The organism is Oryzibacillus soli, assembly GCF_051594765.1.
GTDB lineage: Bacteria > Bacillota > Bacilli > Paenibacillales > NBRC-103111 > Paenibacillus_AR.
This window is the reverse complement of sequence record NZ_JBPPGJ010000002.1, coordinates 270,091-292,993: the sequence shown is the minus strand read 5'-3', so window position 1 is coordinate 292,993 and position 22,903 is coordinate 270,091. Positions and strand designations below refer to the sequence as shown.

General features: G+C 59.5%; 22 protein-coding genes and 4 tRNA genes. 21 read left to right on the top strand and 5 right to left on the bottom strand.

The genetic code is table 11. The features are described 5' to 3' along the window. Window positions 1-64: 64 nt before the first annotated feature. Window positions 65-2,296: a Tex family protein gene (locus tag ACSEXW_RS03260; protein ID WP_438444660.1), complete on the top strand. Its 2,232-nt coding sequence runs from the start codon at window positions 65-67 to the stop codon at window positions 2,294-2,296. A 432-nt stretch (window positions 2,297-2,728) separates the two neighbouring features. On the opposite strand, the gene cmpA is transcribed toward ACSEXW_RS03260, so the two are convergent. Then, the gene (gene cmpA, locus ACSEXW_RS03255; RefSeq protein ID WP_438444659.1) at window positions 2,729-2,875 is read right to left on the bottom strand and encodes a cortex morphogenetic protein CmpA; all 147 of its coding nucleotides are present in this window, start codon (window positions 2,873-2,875) and stop codon (window positions 2,729-2,731) included. A gap of 115 nt (window positions 2,876-2,990) precedes the next feature. Beyond that, window positions 2,991-3,347 carry a hydrolase/acyltransferase gene (locus ACSEXW_RS03250; protein ID WP_438444658.1) on the bottom strand — a complete coding sequence of 119 codons (357 nt, stop codon included), beginning with the start codon at window positions 3,345-3,347 and terminating at the stop codon, window positions 2,991-2,993. 234 nt (window positions 3,348-3,581) lie between these two features. On the opposite strand from ACSEXW_RS03250, the gene ACSEXW_RS03245 reads away from it, so the two are divergent. Both ACSEXW_RS03245 and ACSEXW_RS03240 read left to right on the top strand, forming a co-directional pair. Further along, window positions 3,582-4,070, top strand: a complete 489-nt coding sequence (locus ACSEXW_RS03245) for a SprT family protein (protein WP_438444657.1) — start codon at window positions 3,582-3,584, stop codon at window positions 4,068-4,070. 19 nt (window positions 4,071-4,089) lie between these two features. After that, window positions 4,090-4,178, top strand: a tRNA-Ser gene (locus tag ACSEXW_RS03240). 69 nt (window positions 4,179-4,247) lie between these two features. Here ACSEXW_RS03240 and corA read toward each other — a convergent pair. Continuing rightward, complete coding sequence (gene corA, locus ACSEXW_RS03235) at window positions 4,248-5,180, bottom strand: magnesium/cobalt transporter CorA (RefSeq protein ID WP_438444656.1); 933 nt, start codon at window positions 5,178-5,180, stop codon at window positions 4,248-4,250. A 134-nt stretch (window positions 5,181-5,314) separates the two neighbouring features. Here corA and ACSEXW_RS03230 point away from each other — a divergent pair. The 13 genes from ACSEXW_RS03230 to ACSEXW_RS03170 all read left to right on the top strand — a co-directional run bounded on the left by ACSEXW_RS03230 (window position 5,315) and on the right by ACSEXW_RS03170 (window position 14,909). Continuing rightward, window positions 5,315-5,386 (top strand) — tRNA-Glu (locus ACSEXW_RS03230). A 16-nt stretch (window positions 5,387-5,402) separates the two neighbouring features. Next, a tRNA-Lys gene (locus ACSEXW_RS03225) sits at window positions 5,403-5,475 on the top strand. A 17-nt stretch (window positions 5,476-5,492) separates the two neighbouring features. Next, window positions 5,493-5,575: transfer RNA gene (locus ACSEXW_RS03220), tRNA-Leu, on the top strand. A gap of 290 nt (window positions 5,576-5,865) precedes the next feature. Further along, complete coding sequence (locus ACSEXW_RS03215; RefSeq protein WP_438444837.1) at window positions 5,866-7,431, top strand: spore germination protein; 1,566 nt, start codon at window positions 5,866-5,868, stop codon at window positions 7,429-7,431. Continuing rightward, on the top strand, window positions 7,428-8,615 hold the full coding sequence (locus ACSEXW_RS03210) for a Ger(x)C family spore germination protein (RefSeq protein WP_438444655.1): 1,188 nt from the start codon (window positions 7,428-7,430) through the stop codon (window positions 8,613-8,615). Before ACSEXW_RS03215 ends, ACSEXW_RS03210 begins: the two co-directional genes overlap by 4 nt. Further along, window positions 8,612-8,830, top strand: a complete 219-nt coding sequence (locus tag ACSEXW_RS03205) for a hypothetical protein (RefSeq protein WP_438444654.1) — start codon at window positions 8,612-8,614, stop codon at window positions 8,828-8,830. Before ACSEXW_RS03210 ends, ACSEXW_RS03205 begins: the two co-directional genes overlap by 4 nt. 67 nt (window positions 8,831-8,897) lie before the next feature. Continuing rightward, the gene (locus tag ACSEXW_RS03200; RefSeq protein ID WP_438444653.1) at window positions 8,898-9,971 is read left to right on the top strand and encodes a GerAB/ArcD/ProY family transporter; all 1,074 of its coding nucleotides are present in this window, start codon (window positions 8,898-8,900) and stop codon (window positions 9,969-9,971) included. Between the two features lie 77 nt (window positions 9,972-10,048). Then, entirely contained in the window at window positions 10,049-10,801 is a 753-nt protein-coding gene (locus tag ACSEXW_RS03195) for a hypothetical protein (RefSeq protein WP_438444652.1), read from the top strand. Window positions 10,802-10,885: 84 nt separating this feature from the next. Continuing rightward, entirely contained in the window at window positions 10,886-11,437 is a 552-nt protein-coding gene (locus ACSEXW_RS03190; protein ID WP_438444651.1) for a superoxide dismutase family protein, read from the top strand. A gap of 128 nt (window positions 11,438-11,565) precedes the next feature. Then, on the top strand, window positions 11,566-12,207 hold the full coding sequence (locus ACSEXW_RS03185) for a chromate transporter (RefSeq protein WP_438444650.1): 642 nt from the start codon (window positions 11,566-11,568) through the stop codon (window positions 12,205-12,207). Between the two features lie 15 nt (window positions 12,208-12,222). After that, window positions 12,223-12,762, top strand: a complete 540-nt coding sequence (locus ACSEXW_RS03180; RefSeq protein WP_438444649.1) for a chromate transporter — start codon at window positions 12,223-12,225, stop codon at window positions 12,760-12,762. A 49-nt stretch (window positions 12,763-12,811) separates the two neighbouring features. Beyond that, the gene (locus ACSEXW_RS03175; protein ID WP_438444648.1) at window positions 12,812-13,975 is read left to right on the top strand and encodes an ROK family protein; all 1,164 of its coding nucleotides are present in this window, start codon (window positions 12,812-12,814) and stop codon (window positions 13,973-13,975) included. Window positions 13,976-14,180: 205 nt separating this feature from the next. Then, on the top strand, window positions 14,181-14,909 hold the full coding sequence (locus ACSEXW_RS03170) for a glycoside hydrolase family 73 protein (RefSeq protein WP_438444647.1): 729 nt from the start codon (window positions 14,181-14,183) through the stop codon (window positions 14,907-14,909). 107 nt (window positions 14,910-15,016) lie between these two features. Here ACSEXW_RS03170 and ACSEXW_RS03165 read toward each other — a convergent pair whose 3' ends face one another. After that, window positions 15,017-15,439 (bottom strand): DUF2621 family protein, encoded by a 423-nt coding sequence (locus ACSEXW_RS03165; RefSeq protein ID WP_438444646.1) that lies wholly within the window; start codon window positions 15,437-15,439, stop codon window positions 15,017-15,019. Between the two features lie 146 nt (window positions 15,440-15,585). Between ACSEXW_RS03165 and ACSEXW_RS03160 the strand changes: the two genes are divergently transcribed. Together ACSEXW_RS03160 and purU are read left to right on the top strand one after the other, a co-directional pair. Beyond that, entirely contained in the window at window positions 15,586-16,713 is a 1,128-nt protein-coding gene (locus ACSEXW_RS03160; protein ID WP_438444645.1) for a deoxyribonuclease IV, read from the top strand. A gap of 128 nt (window positions 16,714-16,841) precedes the next feature. Further along, window positions 16,842-17,747 (top strand): formyltetrahydrofolate deformylase, encoded by a 906-nt coding sequence (purU, locus tag ACSEXW_RS03155; RefSeq protein ID WP_438444644.1) that lies wholly within the window; start codon window positions 16,842-16,844, stop codon window positions 17,745-17,747. A 105-nt stretch (window positions 17,748-17,852) separates the two neighbouring features. On the opposite strand, the gene ACSEXW_RS03150 is transcribed toward purU, so the two are convergent. Further along, window positions 17,853-18,965, bottom strand: coding sequence for a GGDEF domain-containing protein (locus tag ACSEXW_RS03150; protein WP_438444643.1), 1,113 nt, complete (start codon window positions 18,963-18,965; stop codon window positions 17,853-17,855). A gap of 252 nt (window positions 18,966-19,217) precedes the next feature. On the opposite strand from ACSEXW_RS03150, the gene tkt reads away from it, so the two are divergent. From tkt to ACSEXW_RS03135, 3 genes are all read left to right on the top strand, one after another. After that, window positions 19,218-21,239: a transketolase gene (gene tkt / locus ACSEXW_RS03145; RefSeq protein WP_438444642.1), complete on the top strand. Its 2,022-nt coding sequence runs from the start codon at window positions 19,218-19,220 to the stop codon at window positions 21,237-21,239. 51 nt (window positions 21,240-21,290) lie between these two features. Continuing rightward, the gene (gene ppnP / locus ACSEXW_RS03140; RefSeq protein WP_438444641.1) at window positions 21,291-21,608 is read left to right on the top strand and encodes a pyrimidine/purine nucleoside phosphorylase; all 318 of its coding nucleotides are present in this window, start codon (window positions 21,291-21,293) and stop codon (window positions 21,606-21,608) included. A gap of 320 nt (window positions 21,609-21,928) precedes the next feature. Next, window positions 21,929-22,885 (top strand): ABC transporter permease, encoded by a 957-nt coding sequence (locus ACSEXW_RS03135; RefSeq protein ID WP_438444640.1) that lies wholly within the window; start codon window positions 21,929-21,931, stop codon window positions 22,883-22,885. The last annotated feature ends 18 nt before the right edge of the window (window positions 22,886-22,903 follow it).

Below are 22,903 nucleotides of genomic sequence, written 5' to 3'. Positions count from 1 at the left end.
TTCGGGGGCAGGGATTCGGTATAGTCATAGCAGGACATTACGATCAAGGGAAGAGGATGAACCGATGGCAAAAGAGACGAAGCAGCCGCTGGACGAAGCTGATGAGAAGGAAGGGCATGCCCTAACACCGGAGGAGAAGGCGAAGGCCGAGGAGCGGATCCTGAAGCAAATCGCAGCCGAGCTGTCGATTCCGCCCGGGAAGGTCAAGACGACCATCGGTCTCCTGGACGAGGGGAACACCATTCCCTTCATCGCCCGGTACCGGAAGGAAATGACGGGGGAGCTGGACGAGAACCAGCTTCGGGACATCGAAGAGCGGCTGCAGTACATTCGCAACCTGGAGGAGCGCAAGCGGGAGGTCATCCGCCTGATCGATGAGCAGGGGAAGCTGACCGGTGAGCTGCGGGAGGCGATCGTGCAGTCGGGCAAGCTGCAGGAGGTCGAGGATCTGTACCGACCGTACCGGCAGAAGCGGAAGACCCGTGCCAGCGTAGCGAAGGAAAAAGGCTTGGAGCCCTTGGCCGATTGGCTTATGAGCCAGCCGAGAACAGGCGTGGCTGTGGTGGAGGCCGCCAAGTACGTGAACCCCGGCAAAGGGGTAGGCACTGCAGAGGAGGCGCTGCAGGGAGCTGCGGATATCCTCGCGGAGAATATGGCGGACGACGCCAAGCTGCGGGCCTGGGTACGCAAATATACCCATGACAACGGGGTGGTGGTGACCGAAGCCAAGGACAAAGCGGCGGAATCCGTCTATGAGATGTACTACGAGTACAGCGAGCCGGTCCGCAAGCTGCCGCCGCACCGGATTTTGGCCATCAACCGGGGCGAGCGGGAGGAGATCCTGAAGGTCCGCCTGGAGGTGCCGGCGGAACGAGTTCATGAGTACATGGCGCGCCAACTGCTGAAGCGGGAATCTGCGGTTCGGGAGATCCTTCTGGCCGTGATCGAGGATGCCTATAAGCGCCTCTTGGCGCCGTCCATCGAGCGGGAGGTTCGCGGAGAGCTGACCGAGAAGGCGGAGGAGCAGGCCATTAAGATCTTCGGGGAGAATCTCCGGAATCTGCTGCTGCAGCCGCCGGTAAAAGGGAAGCGTGTCTTGGGCGTGGACCCGGCATACCGGACCGGGTGTAAGCTGGCGGCGGTAGATGACACCGGCAAGGTGCTGGAGATTGCGGTCACGTACCCGACCCCGCCCAACAACAAGGTGGCGGAAGCGAAGGCCGTGTTCAAGCGGCTCATCGAGCAGTACGACATCGAGCTCCTGGTCATCGGCAATGGTACGGCCTCCCGGGAGACGGAGCAGTTCGTCAGCTCGCTGATCGCAGAGCTGAAGAAGCCGGCGCTGCAGTACATCATCGTCAGCGAGGCGGGAGCCAGCGTCTACTCCGCGTCCAAGCTGGCGCAGGAGGAGTTCCCGCAGCTGGATGTGGCGGAGCGCAGCGCCATCTCCATCGCCCGGCGGATGCAGGACCCGTTGGCCGAGCTGGTGAAGATCGAGCCGAAGGCCATCGGAGTCGGGCAATACCAGCACGACGTCCAGCAGAAGCGGCTCGAGGAAAGTTTGAACGCCGTCGTGGAGTCGGCGGTCAACCATGTGGGCGTGGAGCTGAACACAGCCTCGCCGTCTCTTTTGCAATATGTGGCGGGGGTGAATGCGACGACGGCGAAGAACATCGTCAAGTTCCGCGAGGAGAACGGACGCTTCACGAGCCGCAAGCAGCTCCAGAAGGTGCCGCGCTTGGGGGCGAAGACCTTCGAACAGTGCGTCGGCTTCATGCGGATCGGTGAGGCGGAGAGCCCGCTGGATAATACGCCGATTCACCCCGAGTCCTACGGGGTGGTGGATCAGCTGTTCCGGGAGCTGGGACTGAAGCTGTCTGCCATCGGCACATCAGAGCTGAAGGACAAGCTGCAGGGCGTGAAGGCCGAGGAGTTGGCCGCTAAGCTGGGAGTCGGCGTACCGACGCTGCGCGACATACTGGACAGCTTGCTCCGTCCGGGCCGTGATCCGCGGGAGGAGCTGGCGCCGCCCATCTTCCGGACGGACGTGCTGAAGCTGGAGGACTTGGCCCCGGGAATGGAGCTCCAAGGGACGGTGCGGAACGTAATCGACTTCGGAGCCTTCGTGGACATCGGGATTAAGAACGATGGCTTGGTCCATATCAGCCAATTGAGCGACCGCTTCGTCAAGCATCCGATGGATGTGGTTTCCGTCGGAGACGTAGTGACCGTATGGGTGCTGGGCGTCGATCTGAAGAAGGGACGCGTCAGCTTGACGATGAAGAAGCCCGAGTAGCGGCAACTTGTAAGGGGGACGTTAGCCTCCGTAAGTATCTCTTGGCTTCCAGCGGGACATGGCCGCAGGCTGCAGCTCACATTTGTGCGGATGGCCTTACGCTAACGGTTCTGACGGGTGCTAATCTGCGTTTGGAGGAAACGTGGGTTGGCTAACGGTTGTGACAATCGTTATTTGTGTGTTTGGGCGAATCAGATCGCCCATATTCAAGGAATAAGCGCTGTCGCAACCGCTTGAATACGAATCCTTCTCCAATCGGGTCAATAGCGTTTCTAGCAACCGTTACACCGGATTGGAAAGGCCAAGGAGGCCCGACAGCCGTGTGAGTCAGTATGTGGTGGCTGGTATGCCACCCCGCCCACGGCGCGAACCTGATAAAAGCAAGAGCAGCTCACGCGGAAGCGTTGGAGCTGCTCTTTTAGTTGGGGGTGTTCATGGCTTCTGTTGTTTCCTTCCTTCCATAAATCCACGGTCTGACTTATTGCGGTAGAAGAACCAGCAATCGTTAAGCATCCGGATCTGCCTGCGGTTCTTGTTGTGAAACGCCCGCATCAATTGGTTGCACAGCCATTGCGGCATGCTGTCAGCTCCTTCCCCGTGAAAAGGTAATGGTGTACTTTTACCATATGGGGCAGATGCCCGTTCGGTGCAGGTCCACGTGAAAAACGGGGAGGAAAAGCTGAATCGCCGAGGCTTACACGCTCTCCTGAGCCTCTTCGTACCATTGCTCCAGCTGAGCCTGGAGCGCACGGATCTCCGTCAGCAGGGAAATCAAGGGATAGGACGATTCCTCGATCGCTGCGAAGGCTTGCTCCAACTGGTTGATATACTCCAATCCGTTCAGCAGCGGATAAGCCGGATCTACCAGCTCCAGAGACTCGCATTCGGCAATCAGGTGCGGCAGCTCCGGCGTGTTGGCGGCGGTGAGCTTGCCGATCTCCTTGTGCAGCCGCCGGTTTAAGGCGGTCAGCTGGTACATATGGGATTCGGGCATCTCCACAAACTCCAGACGCTCCCCCAGCTTCAGTACTCCATAACGTTGTTTCTCCACAAGTTTCCCCTCGTTTCTCTGTTGGCAGCGGTGTTCCGAACGCAGGATGCCGTCCGAGAAAATAACCGCAATCAGATTTTCTTACTTGACAGTTTATATGCTGGAGGCTTTAAATTCAAGATGGGGATTAGGAAGACATTTCGAGGAAAGGCCCTCGAGTTGGCTCTGCCGAATTCGAGGCTTCCATCATGAGGTCCGGTATCGGACAGCATATGGAAGGATAGGGGGACGCTCATGAATGACAAGGAACTACAAGCTTGGGTCGAACGGGTCTCACTGGAGTTCTTCCAGATTCCCTTCCGGCATCAAGCGGTATTCAACGGGCGGCTAAGGTCGACGGGAGGAAGGTACTTCACCAAGTCCCACAACATCGAGATCAGCCGAAAGCATTACGAGGCCCATGGGCACGAGGAGATGGAGAAGATCATCAAGCATGAGCTGTGCCACTACCATCTTCATCTGGCCAAGGGAGGCTACCGCCATATGGACGCGGACTTCAAGAAGCTTCTCCGCTTGGTCGGAGGGGCCCGGTATTGCAAGCCTCTTCCCGAGGGCAGGAGGAGAGAGGCCTACAAGTATAGGCTGACCTGCACCAGCTGCCGGATGGAGTATCTGCGCAAGCGCAAAACGGATCCGCGGAAGTACGCCTGCGGCCAATGCCGTGGCAAGCTGGAGCTGAGCTCCATTCCACCGGCCCTTGACTTGACGGGAACGGAAAGATAAAATAGGGATACTTGGCCAAGGAGAGATACCCAAGAGGCCGAAGGGGGCGCTTTGCTAAAGCGTTAGGGTGTAACAGCCGCGAGGGTTCGAATCCCTCTCTCTCCGCCATACCACGTATATGACAGCCGCATCCGCCGGGAACCCGGGGATGCGGTTTTTTGTCATGATGCCGGTTGTCTACATCCATTTCTTGCGCTTGAAGAACCAGAACATGCCGCCGGAAACCGCGATCATGAGCAGCCAGACATACCCGTAGCCGAAGCTCCAATCGAGCTCCGGAATTCGGCGGAAGTTCATCCCATAGAGACCGACAATGAAGGTGAGGGGCAGGAATAAGGAGCTGATGAGCGTCAGCGTCTTCATGATTTCGTTCATTCTGTCGGATTTCATGGCCATCTGAAGCTCCAGGAGGCCGGACAGGGACTCTCTGAACATGTCGATGGAGTCGATTACCCGGGAAATATGATCGTATACGTCGATGAAGTAGACGTCCTTATCTTGGCTGATGTAGGGAAGCTGCTGATGGGACATGGCCCCCAGCATCGTCTTCTCATCGAGGAAGACCTTCCGGAGATGGTGCAGGCGCCTCTTATAGCGGAAAATATCAGGCGCGACCCGGATATAAGGGTTCCGGTACACCAGCCGCTCGATCCGTTCGACCTGATCCTCGTAAAACTCGACAACCCTGCTGTATTCATCCACGCAGCGGTCGACAATGTGATAGAGGATCTCGCCGGAGTGATCCATCATATCGCCCTTGCGCTGGAATTCGTCCTCGAGCTCATGAAAGATGGGGATCTCATCCTGGGAGATGGTGATAACGTAGTTAGGCCCCAACACGATCCCGATCTCCTGCAGCTTCAGATCCTTACTCTCCACGGCGAATAGGGTAAGGAAGATATGGGTCCGGTACCGGTCCAGCTTGGGCCGCTGGTTCAGCTTGACGGCATCCTCCACGAGGAGGGGATGGCAGCCGAAGACGCCCTCCAGCACCTCCTTGACCTCCGACGGGGTGGGCTGCTTCAGCCGGATCCAGGCCACTTCCTGGTCCGCGGGCTTGCGTGTGGCGGTCTGGGTGATCGACCCGTCGCCGCTGTGATAGACGAGCATGGAGAGGAATCCGCCTCCTGAATTTACCTCATGATTTCCCTAGCATATCAGATGAAAAAGAGCTTGTCATTCTATGATCGATCTTATATAATAACCCTTGTCGCTTCAAAGTGCGGCGATTTTCGACATTATACGGCCCGTTGGTCAAGGGGTTAAGACACCTCCCTTTCACGGAGGTAACAGGGGTTCGAATCCCCTACGGGTCACTATCATTCTCCTTGCGAGCCATTAGCTCAGTCGGTAGAGCACCTGACTTTTAATCAGGGTGTCGTAGGTTCGAGTCCTACATGGCTCACTTCTTATTGCCAGTATGCGGTCGTGGTGGAATGGCAGACACGCTATCTTGAGGGGGTAGTGGGCTTACGCCCGTGGAGGTTCGAGTCCTCTCGCCCGCATCACGAAGAAATGACTATTCCGGAATTAAAAGCCTTCAGTGCCGAACGAATCGGTGCTGGAGGCTTTTTCGGTTTCCCGGATAAATGTGCATGCGGAGGTAATCCTAAGCTGGTATGGAACTGATTCGGCAAGGATTGAGGGGATCGGCGTGAGGCCTTTTACATTAAGACGGAAGCTGAAAAAGAAGAAACGGCGGCCCGATACGGAATTCGCCGAAGACCGGAAGCAGCCGGCCCAAGAGGGGAAAGGGAGCTCCGGGGAGAAGAAGCCGCAGCAGAAGCAGACGGCCATGAATAAGAATCAGCCTGCGCCTAATGCCCAAGCCCAAGGCGGCCAACAGGGAGCAGCGGGAGCTGCCGTTCCGGTCCAGCTGGAGACGGATTACCATATCAGTCTGCAAACGATGAAGAACGCCTTCAAGGATTGCTCCGACGTCATGTTCCGGGAGCTTCAGGTGTCCGGCGGGGTCAAGGGCTTCATCGTCTACATCGACGGCATGGTGAAGACGGAGGAGATCAGCGATCATCTGCTGCTGCCGCTGTTCCATTTTCCCCATCAGACCTCGGCCACCGACACGCTGAAGAGCCAGATCCTGCTGCCGCCCAAGATGTCCGACTGCACGACCTACCGGGCTGCAGCGGACGCGGTGCTGGCCGGGAACGCAGTCTTCTTCGTCCAGGGGCAGCCGAAGGCCATCGTGATCAATGCCAGAGGCGGAACCCGGCGGGGGGTGGAGGAGCCCCAGACCGAATCCGTGGTCCGCGGACCGAAGGAAGGCTTCAACGAGAATCTGCGCACCAACACGAGCCTGCTCCGGTTTAAGCTCAAGACCCAGGATCTGAAGATGAAGAGCATGACCATTGGAGAAAGAAGCCAGACCGCTGTGGCGCTCAGCTACATCGAAGGAGTGGCGGAGCCCAAGATCATCGAAGAAGCGGAGAGACGGCTGAAGGCCATCCAGATCGACGCCATCCTGGAGTCGGGCTACATCGAGGAGATGATCGAGGACCAGCCGTTGTCACCGTTTCCCCAGCTGCAGTATACCGAGCGCCCGGACACGGCGGCGGCGGCTCTCTTGGAGGGGCGCTTCGCCATCTTCGTGGACGGCACGCCGTTCGTGCTCATCGGCCCTGTTACCTTTTGGCAGTTCATGCAGGCCAGCGAGGATTATTACGAGCGTTATTTTGTCGGCAATCTGGTGCGGTGGCTCCGGATGTTCTTCATCGGGGTAGCCTTGTTCCTGCCGGCGCTCTATGTGGCCGTCACGACATACCACCAGGACATGCTGCCCACCACGCTTCTGCTGTCCATTGCGGCGGCTCGGGAGTCCATTCCCTTCCCCGCCTTGGTGGAGGCGCTAATGATGGAGATCGCGTTCGAAGCCTTGCGGGAGGCGGGCATTCGGCTGCCCAAGACGGTGGGCCAAGCCGTCAGCATCCTGGGCGCCTTGGTCATCGGGCAATCGGCGGTTCAGGCCGGGATCGTCTCGGCGCCGATGGTCATCATCGTCTCGCTGACGGGCATCGCCTCCTTCACGATCCCCCGGTTCAACATGGCCATCACCATCCGGCTGCTCCGCTTCCCTATCATGATTCTGGCGGGGGTCTTCGGACTGTTCGGCATCGTGGTGAGCCTCGTGTGGATCATGGTTCATCTCTGCACGCTGGAATCCTTCGGCGTTCCCTATCTAAGCGGCATCGCGCCCTATAAGAAGAAGGAACAGAAGGACATTATGGTCCGTGCGCCCTGGTGGGCCATGGTCTTCCGGCCCTCCACCTATTCGAGGCTCAGCCGCAGACGCTTGAACCCCGCTCCCCTGGGAAGCAAGAAGCAGCCGGGAGGGTCAACGCCATGAAGAACCTACATCGGACTGTTAAGCTTCTAGGCGCAGGAGCCGTTGGAGCCGTCCTCTTGACGGGCTGCTGGGACCGGAGGGAAATCAATGATGTCGCCATCGTGACTGGAACCGCCATGGACAAGGTAGGCGGGAAGTACCGGGCGGCGGTCCAATTTCCTCTGCCCGGCCAGCTGGGGGGGCCCGGAGGAGGGGGCGGCGGCACCAGCGGCTCCAAGGCCTCCTATGTGGATTCCGCCACGGGGGAAACCGTGCGGGACGCGAACGGTCAATTGCAGCGGTCGTTGTCGCGGCAGCTGTATTTTGCCCATCGGCGGGTGCTGGTCATCGGGGAGGAGCTGGCCAAGAGCGGGATCGCACCGGTTCTCGACGTGACGGTCCGGACCGCGCAGAACCGGATGTCCGCCTTCGTGGTCTTCGCTAAGGGAGAGGCCATCGACCTGTTGAATGCCGACGCCGTCATGGAGAAGCTGCCGTCGGAGATGCTCCGCGAGCTGACGGTGAATGCCATGAAGTCGCCTCGAACCCTTCGCAACGTAGTGGACACCCTGCTGTCGGACGGGCTGGATCTGGCAGTCCCCTATTACATCTCAGAGAAGAACCGGGTTGGCGAGAAGGGCCAGCCCAAGACGACCATCACCCAAGAGGGGATCGCCGTGTTCCAAGGGGACAAGCTGACGGGACTGATGAAGGGGGAGGCCGCCAAGGGGGTCCTCTGGGCCATGAACCAGGCGAAGCGTCCGTCGGTGACGGTTGCTGTTCCCAAGGGGGAGGGCAACATTACGGTTCAATTCTCGGAAAATCAGGTGGACCTGAAGCCCTCCGTCCAAGGGGATGAGGTGTCGATGGAGGTCCGCATCCGGGCTGTCGGGAATATCTTCGAGAATACCTCAACCTTTAAATCCAGCTCGGATAATCTGGTGACCGTCCGCGGGCTTGCCTCCGATAAGGTAAGGAGCGAGGTAGAGAAGGGCGTGAAGCAGCTGCAGGAGTACGGCTCCGATGCCTGCGGCTTCGGGGATACGATCTTCCGGGAGAAGCCGGGAGAGTGGAAGCGGCTGAAGGAACGGTGGCGGGAGCTGTATCCCCAAGTGAAGGTCAGCGTCCATGTGGAGCTCCAGATCGAGCACTCCGGCAATCTGCTGGAGCCCGCCGCGCGGAAGAGGGAGAATCTGGTCCAATGATCATGATCTTGAGCGTGACATTCTTATTCTTGCTGGTCCTATACCTGTTGCAGAGACCGGCATTGAAAAAAACGAACCGGCTGACCCATTGGATGTCCATCCTCCTGCTTCTGGGCAGCGGGGCCTTGTGGGTCTACCTTCGGCTGACCATCGAGATTCCCCGTCCAGTCGATTGGCTGAGCCAGGCGCTGTCGCCGTTCGTCCCCGTCCCCTAAAATAACGTTGCCGATTCTACCGCTTTCGTCAGATTCGACAGGTACAAGTAAAGAGGAGTGAAGGTCCATGGATTCCGTATCCAAACGCCAGGTGGTCATCCTGGGCATCGCCTTGGTGTTGGAGGCCAATCTGGTCAGCCTGCCCAATCAGATTATCGGCGCGGCGCGAATGGACGCCTGGTTGTCATACCTTATCGGCATGGGCTGCATCCTGGTCCCCCTGTGGCTGGCATCCAAGGTTCTGGCCAGCCACCCGGGCCAGGATCTCTTCGCCATTCTCGTGGGGCGACACCCCATGCTCGGGAGAGCGGCCGCCGTGGTGGTTCTGTTGTTCATCTTCATCCTCCTGGTCCGGGACATCCGGGTGCTGACGGAGTTCGTCAGTATTGCCCTGCTGCCCGCCACTCCCTTGGTGATGATCAGCCTCCTGATCGTCATCAGCATCGTGTTGACGACCCGGGGCGGCATACAGGTCATCGCTCGGATGATGGAGATCTGGGTCCCGCTCTTCATTCTCTTCCTGCTGTTCCTTGCCGTGCTCCTGTACACCGAGTTTGAGCCCCGGAACCTGCTCCCGCTGTTCAACCGGGGGCTCGGTCCGCCTTTCGCGGGCAGCTGGTACGCGGTGGCTTATATCGGCGAGATCATGCTGTTGCCCTTTCTGTTCGGGGCGGGTCCACTGCGCTTCCGTGAAGGTCTGCTGGGACTGGCCATCGGGACTGGGCTGCTGCTCCTCGTCAACTTCTATCTGCTCTTGACCTTAGGCGCCAATCTGTCGGGCAAGATACTGTTTCCCTTGTATGAGATCGTGCGGATCGTCCGGGTGACGGACTTCCTGGACCGCTTCGATCTGCCGTACATCCTGATCTATCTGCCGATGATGATTACGAAGGTCGGCCTGCTCTTGTATGCCCTATGCCACGGCTTGAAGCGGGTTCTGCCGGCCTTGTCGATCCGGGAGTTCATGCTGCCATTAGGGGTCTGGTGCTTCGTCTCCTCCTTCTGGTTCTTCCAGAATTCCGTTCAGCTCTATAGCATGAACCGGAGCTGGCCGGTATTCGCCCTCCTGTGCGAGGTGGCGCTGCCCGTGCTGTTCTTCCTGCTGCTGTACAGGAGGAAAAAAGAAAATCGCGCTGCCTGAACCGCGCATGTATAAACCTTCTAGAATCCGTCTACCCTGTTACTAGATTCATAGGAACGGTAAAGGGGTGTTGGGGGATGAGACGGAAGACAGGATGGGGATGGATGGTGCTGGCGGTAGCGGTGGCGTTCGGCGGAATCTGGGCAGGACGTGCGGATGCCACAGAAGCGCGGACCGCCGGAGTCCCGACGGCCGAGTCCCAAGCCGGGACGGTTCTGGACTATGCCTCCGGTATCCTGTCGGACGATTATAGGTTTACCCTGCAGCATTATGGGGAGATCCGGGGACAGGCAGCCGTAGGGCTGGTCCGCGAGATCGCTTCTTCCACCGCAATGGTGAAGCTGGAGACTCGGGCACCGGAGCTGCAGGAGGCGTACCGGTTGGAAGAGGCATCCGGTACGCTGACCTTGATCCGGGAGCCGAATACGGATCGCATCTCAACGCTGCTGGTGCTGGAGGGGACGAAGGATTCCCGGGAATCCGTGCTTACGCTTCGCGATCGGCTCGATGCCGCATTGGAGAAGGCATCCGCCGGCGGCCGCTGGAGCACCAAGGTCACCGGGAGCCTGAACCGTCCGGCCGGAGAAGCCGTCAGCGGGCAGGCAGCGGAGACGGCAGTCACGTCGGCGGCCAGCCGGTTGCTGGAGGCCCGGTCCAACGGGGTCTACCGGGACCGGGGCCTCGTCAACCTGACCTTCGCCAGTGGACTGCTTCCGGAGAAAGCCTCCGGACGGGATGATACGGCGCTCCAGATCGCACTCCGGCTGGATACGGAGAGCGGCTCCTGGAAGGCGGCCGTCGGGGCTCCGATGCTGACGGGAGAATTTTGACGGAATCGGGTTTAAATCGGAGGCTTCGGGAACAAACTGTTGGTTAGTATGGAAGAGTCAGCTTAACCAACAGGAGGAAGGATCATGAGGAAGCAAGTATGGACGGCGGCTGCGGCGGCCGTTCTGGTGCTGACGGGCACCGCCTGCCAGGCGAAGGAAGATGCAGTGAATGCGAGTGCGGCGGTGGGAGCCAAGCGGATCGTCGAGCTGGCGGGACCGAATGGAGAGAAGATCGGCAAGGCCGAGCTGACCCAGATGTCCAAGGGAGTCCACATTCATGTGGAAGCCTCCAATCTGGTGCCGGGCAAGCACGGCTTCCATATCCATGAGACGGGCCTGTGCGAAGGCCCGGACTTCAAATCGGCGGGGGGGCACTACAACCCGACGAACAAGAAGCATGGCTTCGAGAATCCCAAGGGTCCCCACAGCGGAGACCTGCCCAATCTGTCCGTCAGCACGGACGGAACGGTAACGGCGGACATGGTGGCCAAGTACGTGACGCTGGAGGAGGGCAAGCCGGGCTCGCTGTTGAAGCCGAGCGGGACCTCGCTCATCATCCATGCGGGACCGGACGACTACAAGACGGATCCGGCGGGAAACTCCGGAGGCCGGGTGGCCTGCGGGCGGATCCAGTAAGGAAGGAACGGCATCGTTTTTAGGGCGATGTCGTTTTTTTGTGCGAAAAGTTTATTCCAAAATGGTAAAAAGTCGAGTATAATAGTCTTTGCAGGGCAAAACCGCGATCTATGGAAGGGGAGATGAGGATGGGAAAGAAGGGGCGTATACCGTGGAAACTGCTCGGGCAGATCTTCTGGTCGTTCTTCAAGATCGGGCCCATCACCTTCGGCGGGGGATACGCCATGATCCCCGTCTTCCACAAGGAAGCGGTAGAGCGCCGCCGATGGCTCCAGGAGGAGGACGTGGCGGATATTCTCGCCATCGCCCAATCCACTCCGGGGGCGGTGGGAGTCAATGCCTCCACCTTCGTAGGCTACCGGGTCGCCGGCGTCTGCGGAGCGCTGGCCGCCTTAACGGGCATGCTGCTGCCGACCTTCCTGATCGTGCTCACGCTGTGCGTCTCCTACCTGTTCGTGAAGGACCAGGAGAAGATCCAGGCGGCATTCCTGGGCATCCGACCGGCGGTGGCGGCTCTGATCGCCTATGCCGGCTACCGGATCTGGCGAACGTCCGTCAAGGATGCGGCGACCCTGATGCTGGCCGTATGCGCGCTGGGGTTCCTGCTCCTGACCGGAGTGAATCCGGCTTACGCCATTGCCGCCGGCATCGTAGCGGGCATCACGCTGGCCTCCGTCCAGCTCCGCTGGTTCGGACGGGACGTGCTTCGCCGGCCCTTATCGCAAGAGAGCTACAGCTGTGACGATTATTACATCGGAGATGGAATCTAGCGAGGGGGTGCCGGCATGGTTTTGTGGGAGTTGTTTCAGACCTTCTGGATGATCGGGCTCGTATCCTTCGGAGGCGGCTATGCCATGATTCCGGTGATCCAGCATCACGTGGAACGGAATTCTTGGATGACGAATACGGAATTTACGGATATGATAGCAGTAGCAGGCATGTCGCCGGGTCCGATCGGCACCAACAGCGCCATCTTCGTAGGCTACCGGGTGGCCGGGTTCCCCGGAGCGTTGGCCTCCGCCGCCGGCATGACGCTGCCGTCGCTGCTGGTCATTCTGGTCGTTGCGGCTTTTTTTATGAAGATGCATCATTACCGCCATGTCCAGGCAGCCTTCTATGGCCTTCGCCCGGTGGTGGCGGGATTGATTCTATACGGCGCAGTCCGTTTCGCAACGGGAGGGAGCTATTCCTTGCCGATGCAGGCGGCCGCGCTGATTCCGCTGGGTATATTTGCCGTGTCGCTGACGGCGCTGATCCGGTACCGCGTGCACCCCGTCCGCCTGATTCTCTTGGCGGGCCTGGTGGGGATGGCGATCTACGGATAAGCGCTGCGCAGCCGAGCCGGGCTTAGAGTCCCGGGTAGGGGGAGTAGGAATGTTGTACCGGATCGAAGACCGGATTAGCACCCGGAAATCGAAGGATATCTATGAGCTGGTCCGGCAAGAGGGAACGGTGGACAAGCTGCTGCTGCTGGAGCGGAGCGGGCTGACGCCGAGCACCTTGACCCGGATCCTGGAGGAGCTGACCGGCAAGGGGCTCCTGGAAGAGGTGGGCTTCGGCGAGTCTACGGGCGGTCGAAGGCCGATTCTTTATCGCACCAATCCCCAGTATGCCTATGCGTTCGGTCTGGAAATATCGCGGACCCGATCCATGCTGGTGCTGGCGGATCTGCACATGAACGTCATCGGCTCCACGGTCTGGCGCATGTCGGAGAGCTATACGCCGGACAACCTGCTGCGGGAGGTCATCGCTTCCGCCGCTTATATGCTGGAGACGCGGGGAATCCCGAAGGAGCGGGTGCTGGGCATGGGCGTCGGCGCCGTCGGGCCGCTGGACCCGGAGGCGGGGATCATCCACAACCCGCTGTATTTCCCCAGCTCCGGCTGGGAGAATGTGCAGGTGACGGAGCGGCTGTCCCAGGCGTTAGGGATTCCGGTGCTGTTGGACAACGGCGCCAACACCGCCTTGACCGGCGAATACCGGGCGGACCCGGTCAAGCGGAAGCACCTCTTGTATCTGCATCTGGGCGCTGGTCTGCGCTCCGCCATGATGACCAACGGCGCCTTGGTGTACGGTGCGGTGGACATGGAGGGAGCCGTGGGGCAGATGGTCATCGAGGCGGAGGGCGTCCCGCACCGGGAGCCGGGAGGCAACCGCGGAGCTCTGGAATCCTACGTCTCCATCCATGCGCTGGAGCGGGAGTGGAGCAGGGCCGGTGGGGGGAACGGCTTCGCCGGCCTGCTGGCGGGATTGGCTGATGAGCAGGAGACGGCGCTGGCCGTCATGAAGGAGGCGGGCCGCTTCTTCGGCATCGGCCTGGCCAACCTGCTGAACGTGCTGCATCCCGAGAAGGTGGTGCTGGGCGGCCCCGTGGCGGAGGCCCATCCGGTCTTCTTCGAGACGGCGGTGCCCGAAGCGCTGCGGAGAACCTACTATTATCCTTCGGCCTATGAAGTCGAGTTCGCCCGGGGCGAGCTTGGCGAGTCGGCCATTGCCGTCGGCGCTGCCGTCATGACCGTCAACCGCTTGACGGTATGATGAGTCGGCTTGCCGGTGAAGAGCCGGCGTCCCGGCCATTAGCCGGACGATCCCCCTCCTATATGCGCCTGGGTTCCGCATCGGAGCCCAGGCGCATATGCTGAAGGGAGGACGGTGGAGCTCCCGTTCTTGCCGCGCTTGCGGCGGAGCGGGAGCTCCTGCCGTCTGCGGGAGATACGGTGCATGAGAACGGGAGGGGAACCGGTTGGCCATCACGCAGGCGGAAATGATCGAACGGGTTGCGGCCGTCGCCATCGAGCTCCGGGTGGGAGGCTCGAAGATTTTTCCTTCGGTTCGGCTGGCCCAAGCGATTCTGGAAACAGGCGGCGCCGTGCCGCCTTGGAATAATCTCTTCGGCATCAAGGTCGGGACAGGCACACCGAATGCCTATTGGGATGGCAGGTTCGTGGACCGGACCACCCGGGAGGTGTTGGATGGACAGGTGTACGAGGACGTGGCCGTTCAATGGCGCTATTACCGGACCCTCGAGGACAGCGTGCGGGATCATGAGCAGTTCCTTCAAAAGGCGCTGTACGCGCCAGTCCGGGCGGCAGCCACCCCGTATGCCCAATGCCTGGCCCTCTATGCATCCGGTTATGCCACGGATGCGCCGACGGAGGTGGACGGGGACCCGTCCTACGGCGAGAAGCTGTGGGCGGTCATCCAGAGCCGGGGTCTGCTCCGCTATGATGCGGAAGCGGTACGGCTCGGGCAGGAGATCGAGGCCCGGCTGTCTCGCCTGGAAGCGGATGCCGGCAGCCTGGACGGACGGGTGGATGCGCTGGAGGATGAGGCCGTCCGACCGGCACCGCCGGATTGGGCCCGGGATGCGGTGAACGCCGCTGTGGCGTCGGGCTTGGTCAATACGCCGAACGGCGGCTCTTACGACTTCTACCGGATTCTGACGGTAATGAAGCGCAGGGGGCTGCTCTAAGAGCAGCGGGTCCGAAGGGTCGTAAGGAAGAACAAAAAGCGGCACAGCTGCGCTCCCTTTCATCAAGAGGGGAGCAAGGCTGTGCCGCCGTCATGCCGGGCGGGCTGTCACTTGGCCAACAGATGCTGGAACGGACGGTAATCGATCCCGTTCTTATCCAGGTGGGAGATGAGACTCTTGTAGTCGCGCCGCGGCGTCGCGAGAATATAGCCCTCGAGACAGATTTCCCGGGTGATCTCGGACACGCCCTTCTCCAGTCCCAGCTCCCCGATCCGGGCGGCGATGCTGTGCCGGGCAATGTCCCGGAATGCGGAGGGGACGGGGGAAACCAGAAGGTCCAGGAATTCCTTGGCGTCCTCGGTCCACAGGTGGCGGGAGGCTTCGATATAATGGTTCTGCCGGTCCAGCTTGGACTTGCCGTCGTCGCCCTGGGGCAGCACCTTCATAAATTTGCGGAACATGAAGAAGCCGCCGATGCTCATGAAGACGAGCAGGACAAATCCCCAAAAGACGAGAAAATACATGAACATACCGCACAACTCCCCATGTATGCCTTTGCGGCGAAATTGTGAATTCTCTCTTATTATAGCGGATAACCGTCCGGTTTTCGAGAAACCCGAACATGTGGTACAATAGGTCAGACTGTACCCCATACCAGAAAGGCGGAATTCCACATATGTTGAAGATCGGTTCCCACGTTTCGTTTTCCGACAAAGGTTTGTTGAATGCCGCCGAAGAAGCGGTAACGTACGGCTCCAGCACCTTCATGATCTATACCGGCGCTCCTCAGAACACGCGGAGAAAGCCGATCGAGAACCAATACATCGAAGAAGGCAAGGCGCTGATGGACAAGCACGGCATCGGCGAGATCATCGTGCATGCTCCCTACATCATCAACCTGGGCTCTTATAAGGAAGACACCTTCGAGCTGGCGGTCCGCTTCCTGCAGGAGGAGATCCGACGGACCCAGTACCTGGGCGTCAAGAACATCGTGCTGCATCCCGGCGCTTACACCGAGAAGGACGCGGAATACGGGCTGGCCCGGATCTCCGAGGGGCTGAACGAGGTGTTGAAGGGCACCTCCGACACCGAGGTGAACATTGCGCTTGAGACCATGGCGGGCAAGGGCACCGAGCTGGGCCGGACCTTCGAGGAGCTGGCGCGGATCATCGAGAAGGTGGAGGACAATGACCGCCTGACCGTCTGTCTCGACACCTGCCACGTTCATGATGCCGGGTATGACATCGTGAACGACCTGGACGGGGTGTTGGAGGAGTTCGACCGTCTGATCGGCCTGAACCGTCTGGCCGTCGTGCATCTGAACGACAGCAAGAACCACCGCGGCGCGGGCAAGGACCGTCATGCTCCCGTCGGCGGCGGACTCATCGGCTTCAAGGCCATGCACAACATCGTGCACCATGAGAAAATCAAGCATCTCCCGCTGATCCTGGAGACCCCGTGGATCGGCAAGACGGACGGCTCCGAGCGTCCGATGTACGAGGCCGAGATCGCGCTGCTCCGCGGAGATGCGGCGGAGCGCTTCGGTGCCGAGTTCGTGGACCATGTGGAGCGACTGGACCACTTCTTCAAGAAGAGCGACGTCCACCACCGGGACTTCGTCGTCAGCATCTGGGATCTCTTGAAGAACGATCCCAAGGCGAAGAAGGCCGACAAGCGCGAGCCTATGGAGCGCTTGTACGACATGATCGCCGAGGAGGCGCTGTTCCCGGAATTGACCGAGGAACAGGTCAACCACCGCCTGACAGCCTGGCTGTCGGGAGCGGAAGCGCTGATTACGGCTTAAGGGCCGGAATAATCTTTGGATAAGTTACCGTTAATACGTGAAGTTCGACTTCCGGGTAAACGCACGGCGTCATCAGGACCCCGTGAGGCGTTTGTCCTTGGTTCATCTGAATGGAGGCAAATAGAGGTATGAATCGTATGGTTTCCCAAGCAGGGCGCAGCTGGTCCGAAGGTAAGAAGGACCGGGCCTGCATGCTGATTTCTTGTCCCGACCAGCCCGGCATCGTGGCGGCGGTATCCCGTTTCCTGCATGAGCATGGGGCGAACATCGTCCAGTCGGACCAATATACCATGGATCCGGAGGGCGGCATGTTCTTCATCCGCATCGAGTTCGACCTCTCCGAGCTGGAGCGGCGCCTCGATACGCTGGAGATGGATTTCGCCGAGGTGGTGGCGGCCAAGTTCCACATGAACTGGAGCATCTCCCAGGAGAGCCGCAAGAAGCGGCTGGCCATCTTCGTCTCCAAGGAGGACCATTGCCTCCTGGAGCTTTTATGGCAGTGGCAGGCCGGCGACCTGAACGCGGACATCGCCATGGTCATCAGCAACCATCCGGATATGAAGGACATCGTGGAATCCCTCGGCATTCCGTTCCATCATGTGCCGGTGACGGCGGACTCGAAGCAGCAGGCGGAGGAAACCCAGCTGAAGCTGGTGGCGGACGGCCGGGTCGATTGCATCGTGCTGGCCCGCTACATGCAGATCATCTCGCCGAAGTTCATCGAGCATTATCCGAACAAGATCATCAATATCCATCACTCCTTCCTGCCGGCCTTCGTCGGCGGCAAGCCCTATGCCCAGGCATACCAGCGCGGGGTGAAGATTATCGGCGCCACGGCCCACTACGTGACCGAGGAACTGGACGGAGGCCCGATCATCGAGCAGGACGTTCAGCGGGTAAGCCACCGGGACAATGTCAATGATCTGAAGCGGATCGGCCGCCACATCGAGCGGATCGTGCTGGCCCGCGCTGTCTCCTGGCACGTGGAGGACCGGATTCTGGTGCACGAGAACAAGACCGTCGTCTTTAATTAACGGTTCGACAATAATAAGAAGCCCTCCCTGGAGTAATGGATGCGTCGAGCATCCATCCCCAGAGAGGGCTTCTATTACGTACATCCAAGGCCTTCATTCCCGCAGCTAGACGGGAACCGACTCCTTGATGGCGGACATCCCTGTAGAGGAGATCTGGTTCTTGCCTCTCTTCTTGGCTGCATATAAGGAGGCGTCCGCATTTTTGAACAAGAAATCCTTGCCTGTTCCCCGCTGGTACTCCTCCAGACCGATGCTGCAGGTTACGGCCCGGAAGCCCAGCTCCTCATGGGGCAGACGCTCCATCTCCGCACGGATCCGCTCCAGCACCCCGTAGCTCTCGCCAATCGTCTTCTCCGTGAAGATAATGGCGAATTCCTCTCCGCCGTACCGGGCGACAAAATCATTGGGCGTCACGGCCTGCCGCAGCACCGTTGCGGTTCGCATCAGCACGATATCCCCCACATGGTGTCCGTAGGTATCGTTGACCTTCTTGAAATTGTCCAAGTCCAGAATCGCCAGCTGTAGCGGAAGACCGTTCCGCTCGCTCTGCTCGATGAGCTTCTCCAGATATTCGTGGAACGTCTTGTGGTTGTACAGCTCGGTTAGCGCGTCCAGCTTGAAGAGCTTATCCATGATGATGTTCTTGACGAGAAGCTCTTGGTGGGCGGAGTGAGTATTCTCCAGATGACGGAGAATCTCTTCGCCGCGGGCGACGAACCGGTACGCCATGCAGACCAGGGTAAGGAAGAACCCGCTGAAGGTGGCGAGGCTGGCGCCATGCTCCGCGATGGCCATGCCCGGCAGGAACAGCAGGGCCAGGTAGGACGGACCCGACAGGCAGAAGGAAAAGGCGATGCGGCTCTTCTTATAGGTTAGGGTCCCCAGCAGCAGCGGAACGAGAACCAGCACAGGGATCAGGATGACGTCCCGATGGATGACGATCAGAATCATCATAACCGCGTGGCATCCGGTGATCAGCGTATAATCTGTACGAAGCCTCTGGAAGAGGCTGATCAGCTCGGTCAGGACGAGGGCGGCGGCCAGCAGAGACCCTTGCTGGATCAAGTAATAGCGGTATTGCCCGGATAGGGAAAACTCTTCCGGCAGGAACTGCAGCCGAGCAGATTCCACCAGCAGAATACCGACGACGAGCAGCCAATGAACGTTTAATGTCCTCCGATACCATACCGGGGACGGGGTTAACTCCTTTGCTCCCATTTCTCTGCGACACTCCCAAAATGGAACCGAATCCGGTGTAATAAATGAAAAGAACCTGAACATAGATACTTTCGATCAAACATACCAAGATCCTCTCCTATTTGTCAAAAATCGTGGATTTTTTTAACAGCCGGTCGGAAGTTTTGGAAGCGGGGCGGTAGCGTTTCGGAGGACGGAATGATAAAATGTAAGGAATGAAAACCCGAGCTCTTCGTTTAATGGGTAAACCAACCTAAGGAGGATTCCATTCTCATGACAGCAAAAAGTCAAAATGTCGAACAATTGGCCGTCAACACGATCCGGATGCTGGCCGTTGACGCGATTGAGAAATCCAAGTCCGGCCACCCGGGCATGCCGATGGGCGCCGCTCCCATGGCCCACGTGCTGTGGTCCAAGCACATGAACCATAACCCGGCCAATCCCGAGTGGTTCAACCGGGACCGCTTCGTGCTGTCCGCCGGTCACGGCTCCATGCTGCTGTACAGCCTGCTGCATCTGTTTGGCTACGGTCTGACCGTCGAGGATCTGAAGGAGTTCCGCCAATGGGGCAGCAAGACGCCGGGTCATCCGGAATTCGGACACACCGCTGGCGTTGACGCGACGACCGGACCTCTGGGTCAAGGCGTTGCGATGGCCGTAGGTATGGCCATGGCCGAAGCGCATCTGGGAGCGACCTATAATAAAGAAGGCTACGACATTGTCGATCATTATACATACGCCATCTGCGGCGACGGCGACCTGATGGAGGGCATCTCCAGCGAGGCGGCGTCCCTGGCGGCCCACCTGAAGCTGGGCAAGCTGGTCGTGCTGTACGATTCCAACGACATCTCCCTGGACGGCGAGCTGAACCTCTCCTTCTCCGAGAACGTGAAAGCCCGCTTCGAAAGCTACGGCTGGCAGTACCTGCGGGTTGACGACGAGAACGATCTGAACACCATCTCGGCGGCGCTGGCGCTGGCCAAGTCGGACAAGTCCCGCCCGACTCTGATTGAAGTGAAGACTACCATCGGCTTCGGCAGCCCCAACAAGGGCGGCAAAGGCGGACATGTAGGCCCTCACGGCTCCCCGCTGGGCACTGAGGAAGCGAAGCTGACGAAGGAAGCATTGGGCTGGCCGCAAGAGCCGGACTTCTACGTGCCGAATGAAGTGGCCGCCTTCTATGCCGAAGTGAAAGCCGCCGGACAAGCCAAGGAAGCCGCATGGAACAAGCTGGTGGAGCAGTATGGCTCCGCATACCCGGAACTGGCGAAGCAGTTCGGCCGGGCCGTCCGCGGCGAGCTGCCGGAGGGCTGGGACAAGGACATCCCGGTCTTCACCTCCGCCGAGAAAGCCTCCGCAACTCGTGCCAGCTCGGGCGCTGCGCTGAACGCCATCGCTCCGAATCTGCCGACCCTGATCGGCGGCTCCGCAGACCTGGAGTCCTCGACCAATACCCACCTGAAGGGCATCGAGAACTTCACGCCGAAGAATTATGCCGGCCGCAACGTCTACTTCGGCGTGCGGGAGTTCGCCATGGCGGCTGCCACCAACGGCATGATGCTGCATGGCGGCGTACGGGCCTACTGCGGCACCTTCTTCGTCTTCTCCGACTATCTTCGTCCGGCCGTCCGTCTGGCTGCCCTCATGAAGGTGCCGTCCGTCTATGTCCTGACCCATGATTCCATCGCCGTTGGCGAAGACGGACCGACCCACGAGCCGATCGAGCAATTGCCCGCCCTTCGGATCATTCCGGGCATGACCGTCCTCCGCCCGGCCGACGCCAACGAAACCATGGAAGCCTGGCGTTATGCCGTAGAGAACCAGGAAGGACCGGTCGCCCTGGTGCTGACCCGGCAGAACCTGCCGGTGCTGGAGAATACCGGCGAGCTGGCCCGCGAGAACGTACGCCGCGGCGCTTATGTGGTCTCCGATGCCAAGAACGGCAAGCCGCAGGCCCAGATCCTGGCCACGGGCTCCGAGGTCAGCCTGGCTGTAGAGGCTCAGAAGAAGCTGGCTGCAGAAGGCATCGAGGTTCGCGTCGTCAGCATGCCGAGCTGGGAGCTGTTCGAGAAGCAGCCGCAGGAGTACAAGGATTCCGTGCTGCTGCCGGATGTGAAGGCTCGCCTGGCCGTCGAGATGGCCTATCCCCTCGGCTGGGAGCGTTATGTCGGCGATCAAGGCTCCATCCTGGGCATCAGCATCTTCGGCGCATCCGCACCGGGACCGAAGGTCATGCAGGAATACGGCTTTACGGCAGACAATGTCGCCGCACGGGTTAAAGCGCTGTTGAAATAAGATTCCATCCGCACAGAACCATCATCCATCGTATATAGGGGGCAGGAGAACATGTCGCAGTTTGAGAATGTAACCGTGGTGAAGAAAGCGAACGTCTACTTCGACGGGAAGGTGACCAGCCGCACCGTGCTGTTCGCAGACGGAACCAAGAAGACCTTGGGCATCATGATGCCGGGCGAGTACGAATTCGGCACCGATGTGAAGGAAGTGATGGAGATTCTGGGCGGCGACTTGAAGGTGCTGCTCCCGGGCGACTCCGAATGGATCACCATCAACGGCACAGGCGAATTCACCGTGCCAGCCGGCCAGCGCTTCAAGCTGGAGGTTCAGACCGTAACCGATTACTGCTGCTCCTATATCGCGGAATAATCCTCCGCGAAGCCAAGCCCCGGATGACCGGCTCTTCATGAGCCGGTTGTCCGGGGCTTTTTGTTATGCCCGCCCGTCTATCACATGCTTCCGCCGCTTCCAGATTGCAGGAGAATGAAACCCGTCAAACAATGACTATCCCACGTTGCGAAATGAATGCCGGAGCGGCGCAAACCCTTGCGGGCTCTGGGGTTCGCATCTCGTAGCGGAATGACTATGGACGGTAACGCTCCCCCGAACTTAAGATGCAGATGTAAAGCCGGACCGGGCTGCCGTAACAGAATGCGGCGCCGACTAAACCATAGAAAAGGAGAAACCATATGGATCAACCTTCCATTGCCGTCCATGCGCCATCGTTGGGCGCCGTACACCGGAAGCAGAGGCTGAAGCGGATGGTACGCAACCGTTGGCTCTATCTGATGCTGCTGCCGGGAGTCCTCTACTTCCTGATCTTTAAGTACGTTCCGATGTACGGAGTGCTGCTGGCGTTTAAGAATTATCAGCCGTTCCTGGGCTTCATGAAGAGCGACTGGGTGGGGATGAAGCACTTCAACCGGTTCTTCGGAGACCCCTTGTTCTGGATGCTGCTGAAGAACACCTTCATCCTGGCCTTCTACAACCTGGTCTTCTTCTTCCCGCTGCCGATCATCGTCGCGCTTCTCTTGAATGAGCTTCGGATGGAGGCGTACAAGCGGATCATCCAGACGCTGGTCTACATCCCGCACTTTATGTCCTGGGTCGTCATCGTCTCCATCGCGTACCTGTTCTTCACGACGGAGGGGGGACTCGTTAATGAGGCCATTCATGCCTTGGGCGGAGATAAGATCAACTTCCTGCTCAGTCCGGGCTGGTTCCGGGGCTTCATCACCGCCGAGGTCATGTGGAAGGAGACAGGCTGGGGCACCATCATCTTCCTGGCGGCTTTGGCCGGCGTAGACACCCAGCTCTATGAAGCGGCCCGGATGGACGGAGCCAGCCGGTTCCGCCAGCTGTGGCACATCACGCTTCCTGCGATCCGCTCCACCATCGTCATCCTGCTGATCCTCCGGCTCGGACACTTCCTCGACACCGGCTTCGAGCAGATCTACCTCATGCTGAACTCCATGAACCGGAATGTCGGCGAAGTCTTCGACACCTACGTATACTCCACAGGGATCTCCCAAGGGATGTACAGCTATAGTACGGCCGTAGGCTTGTTCAAGTCCGTCGTCGGCCTCGTGCTGGTATCCGTATCCAACTACCTGTCCAAGCGCTTCGGCGAGGAAGGCATCATCTGATACAAGAAGCGAAAGGAG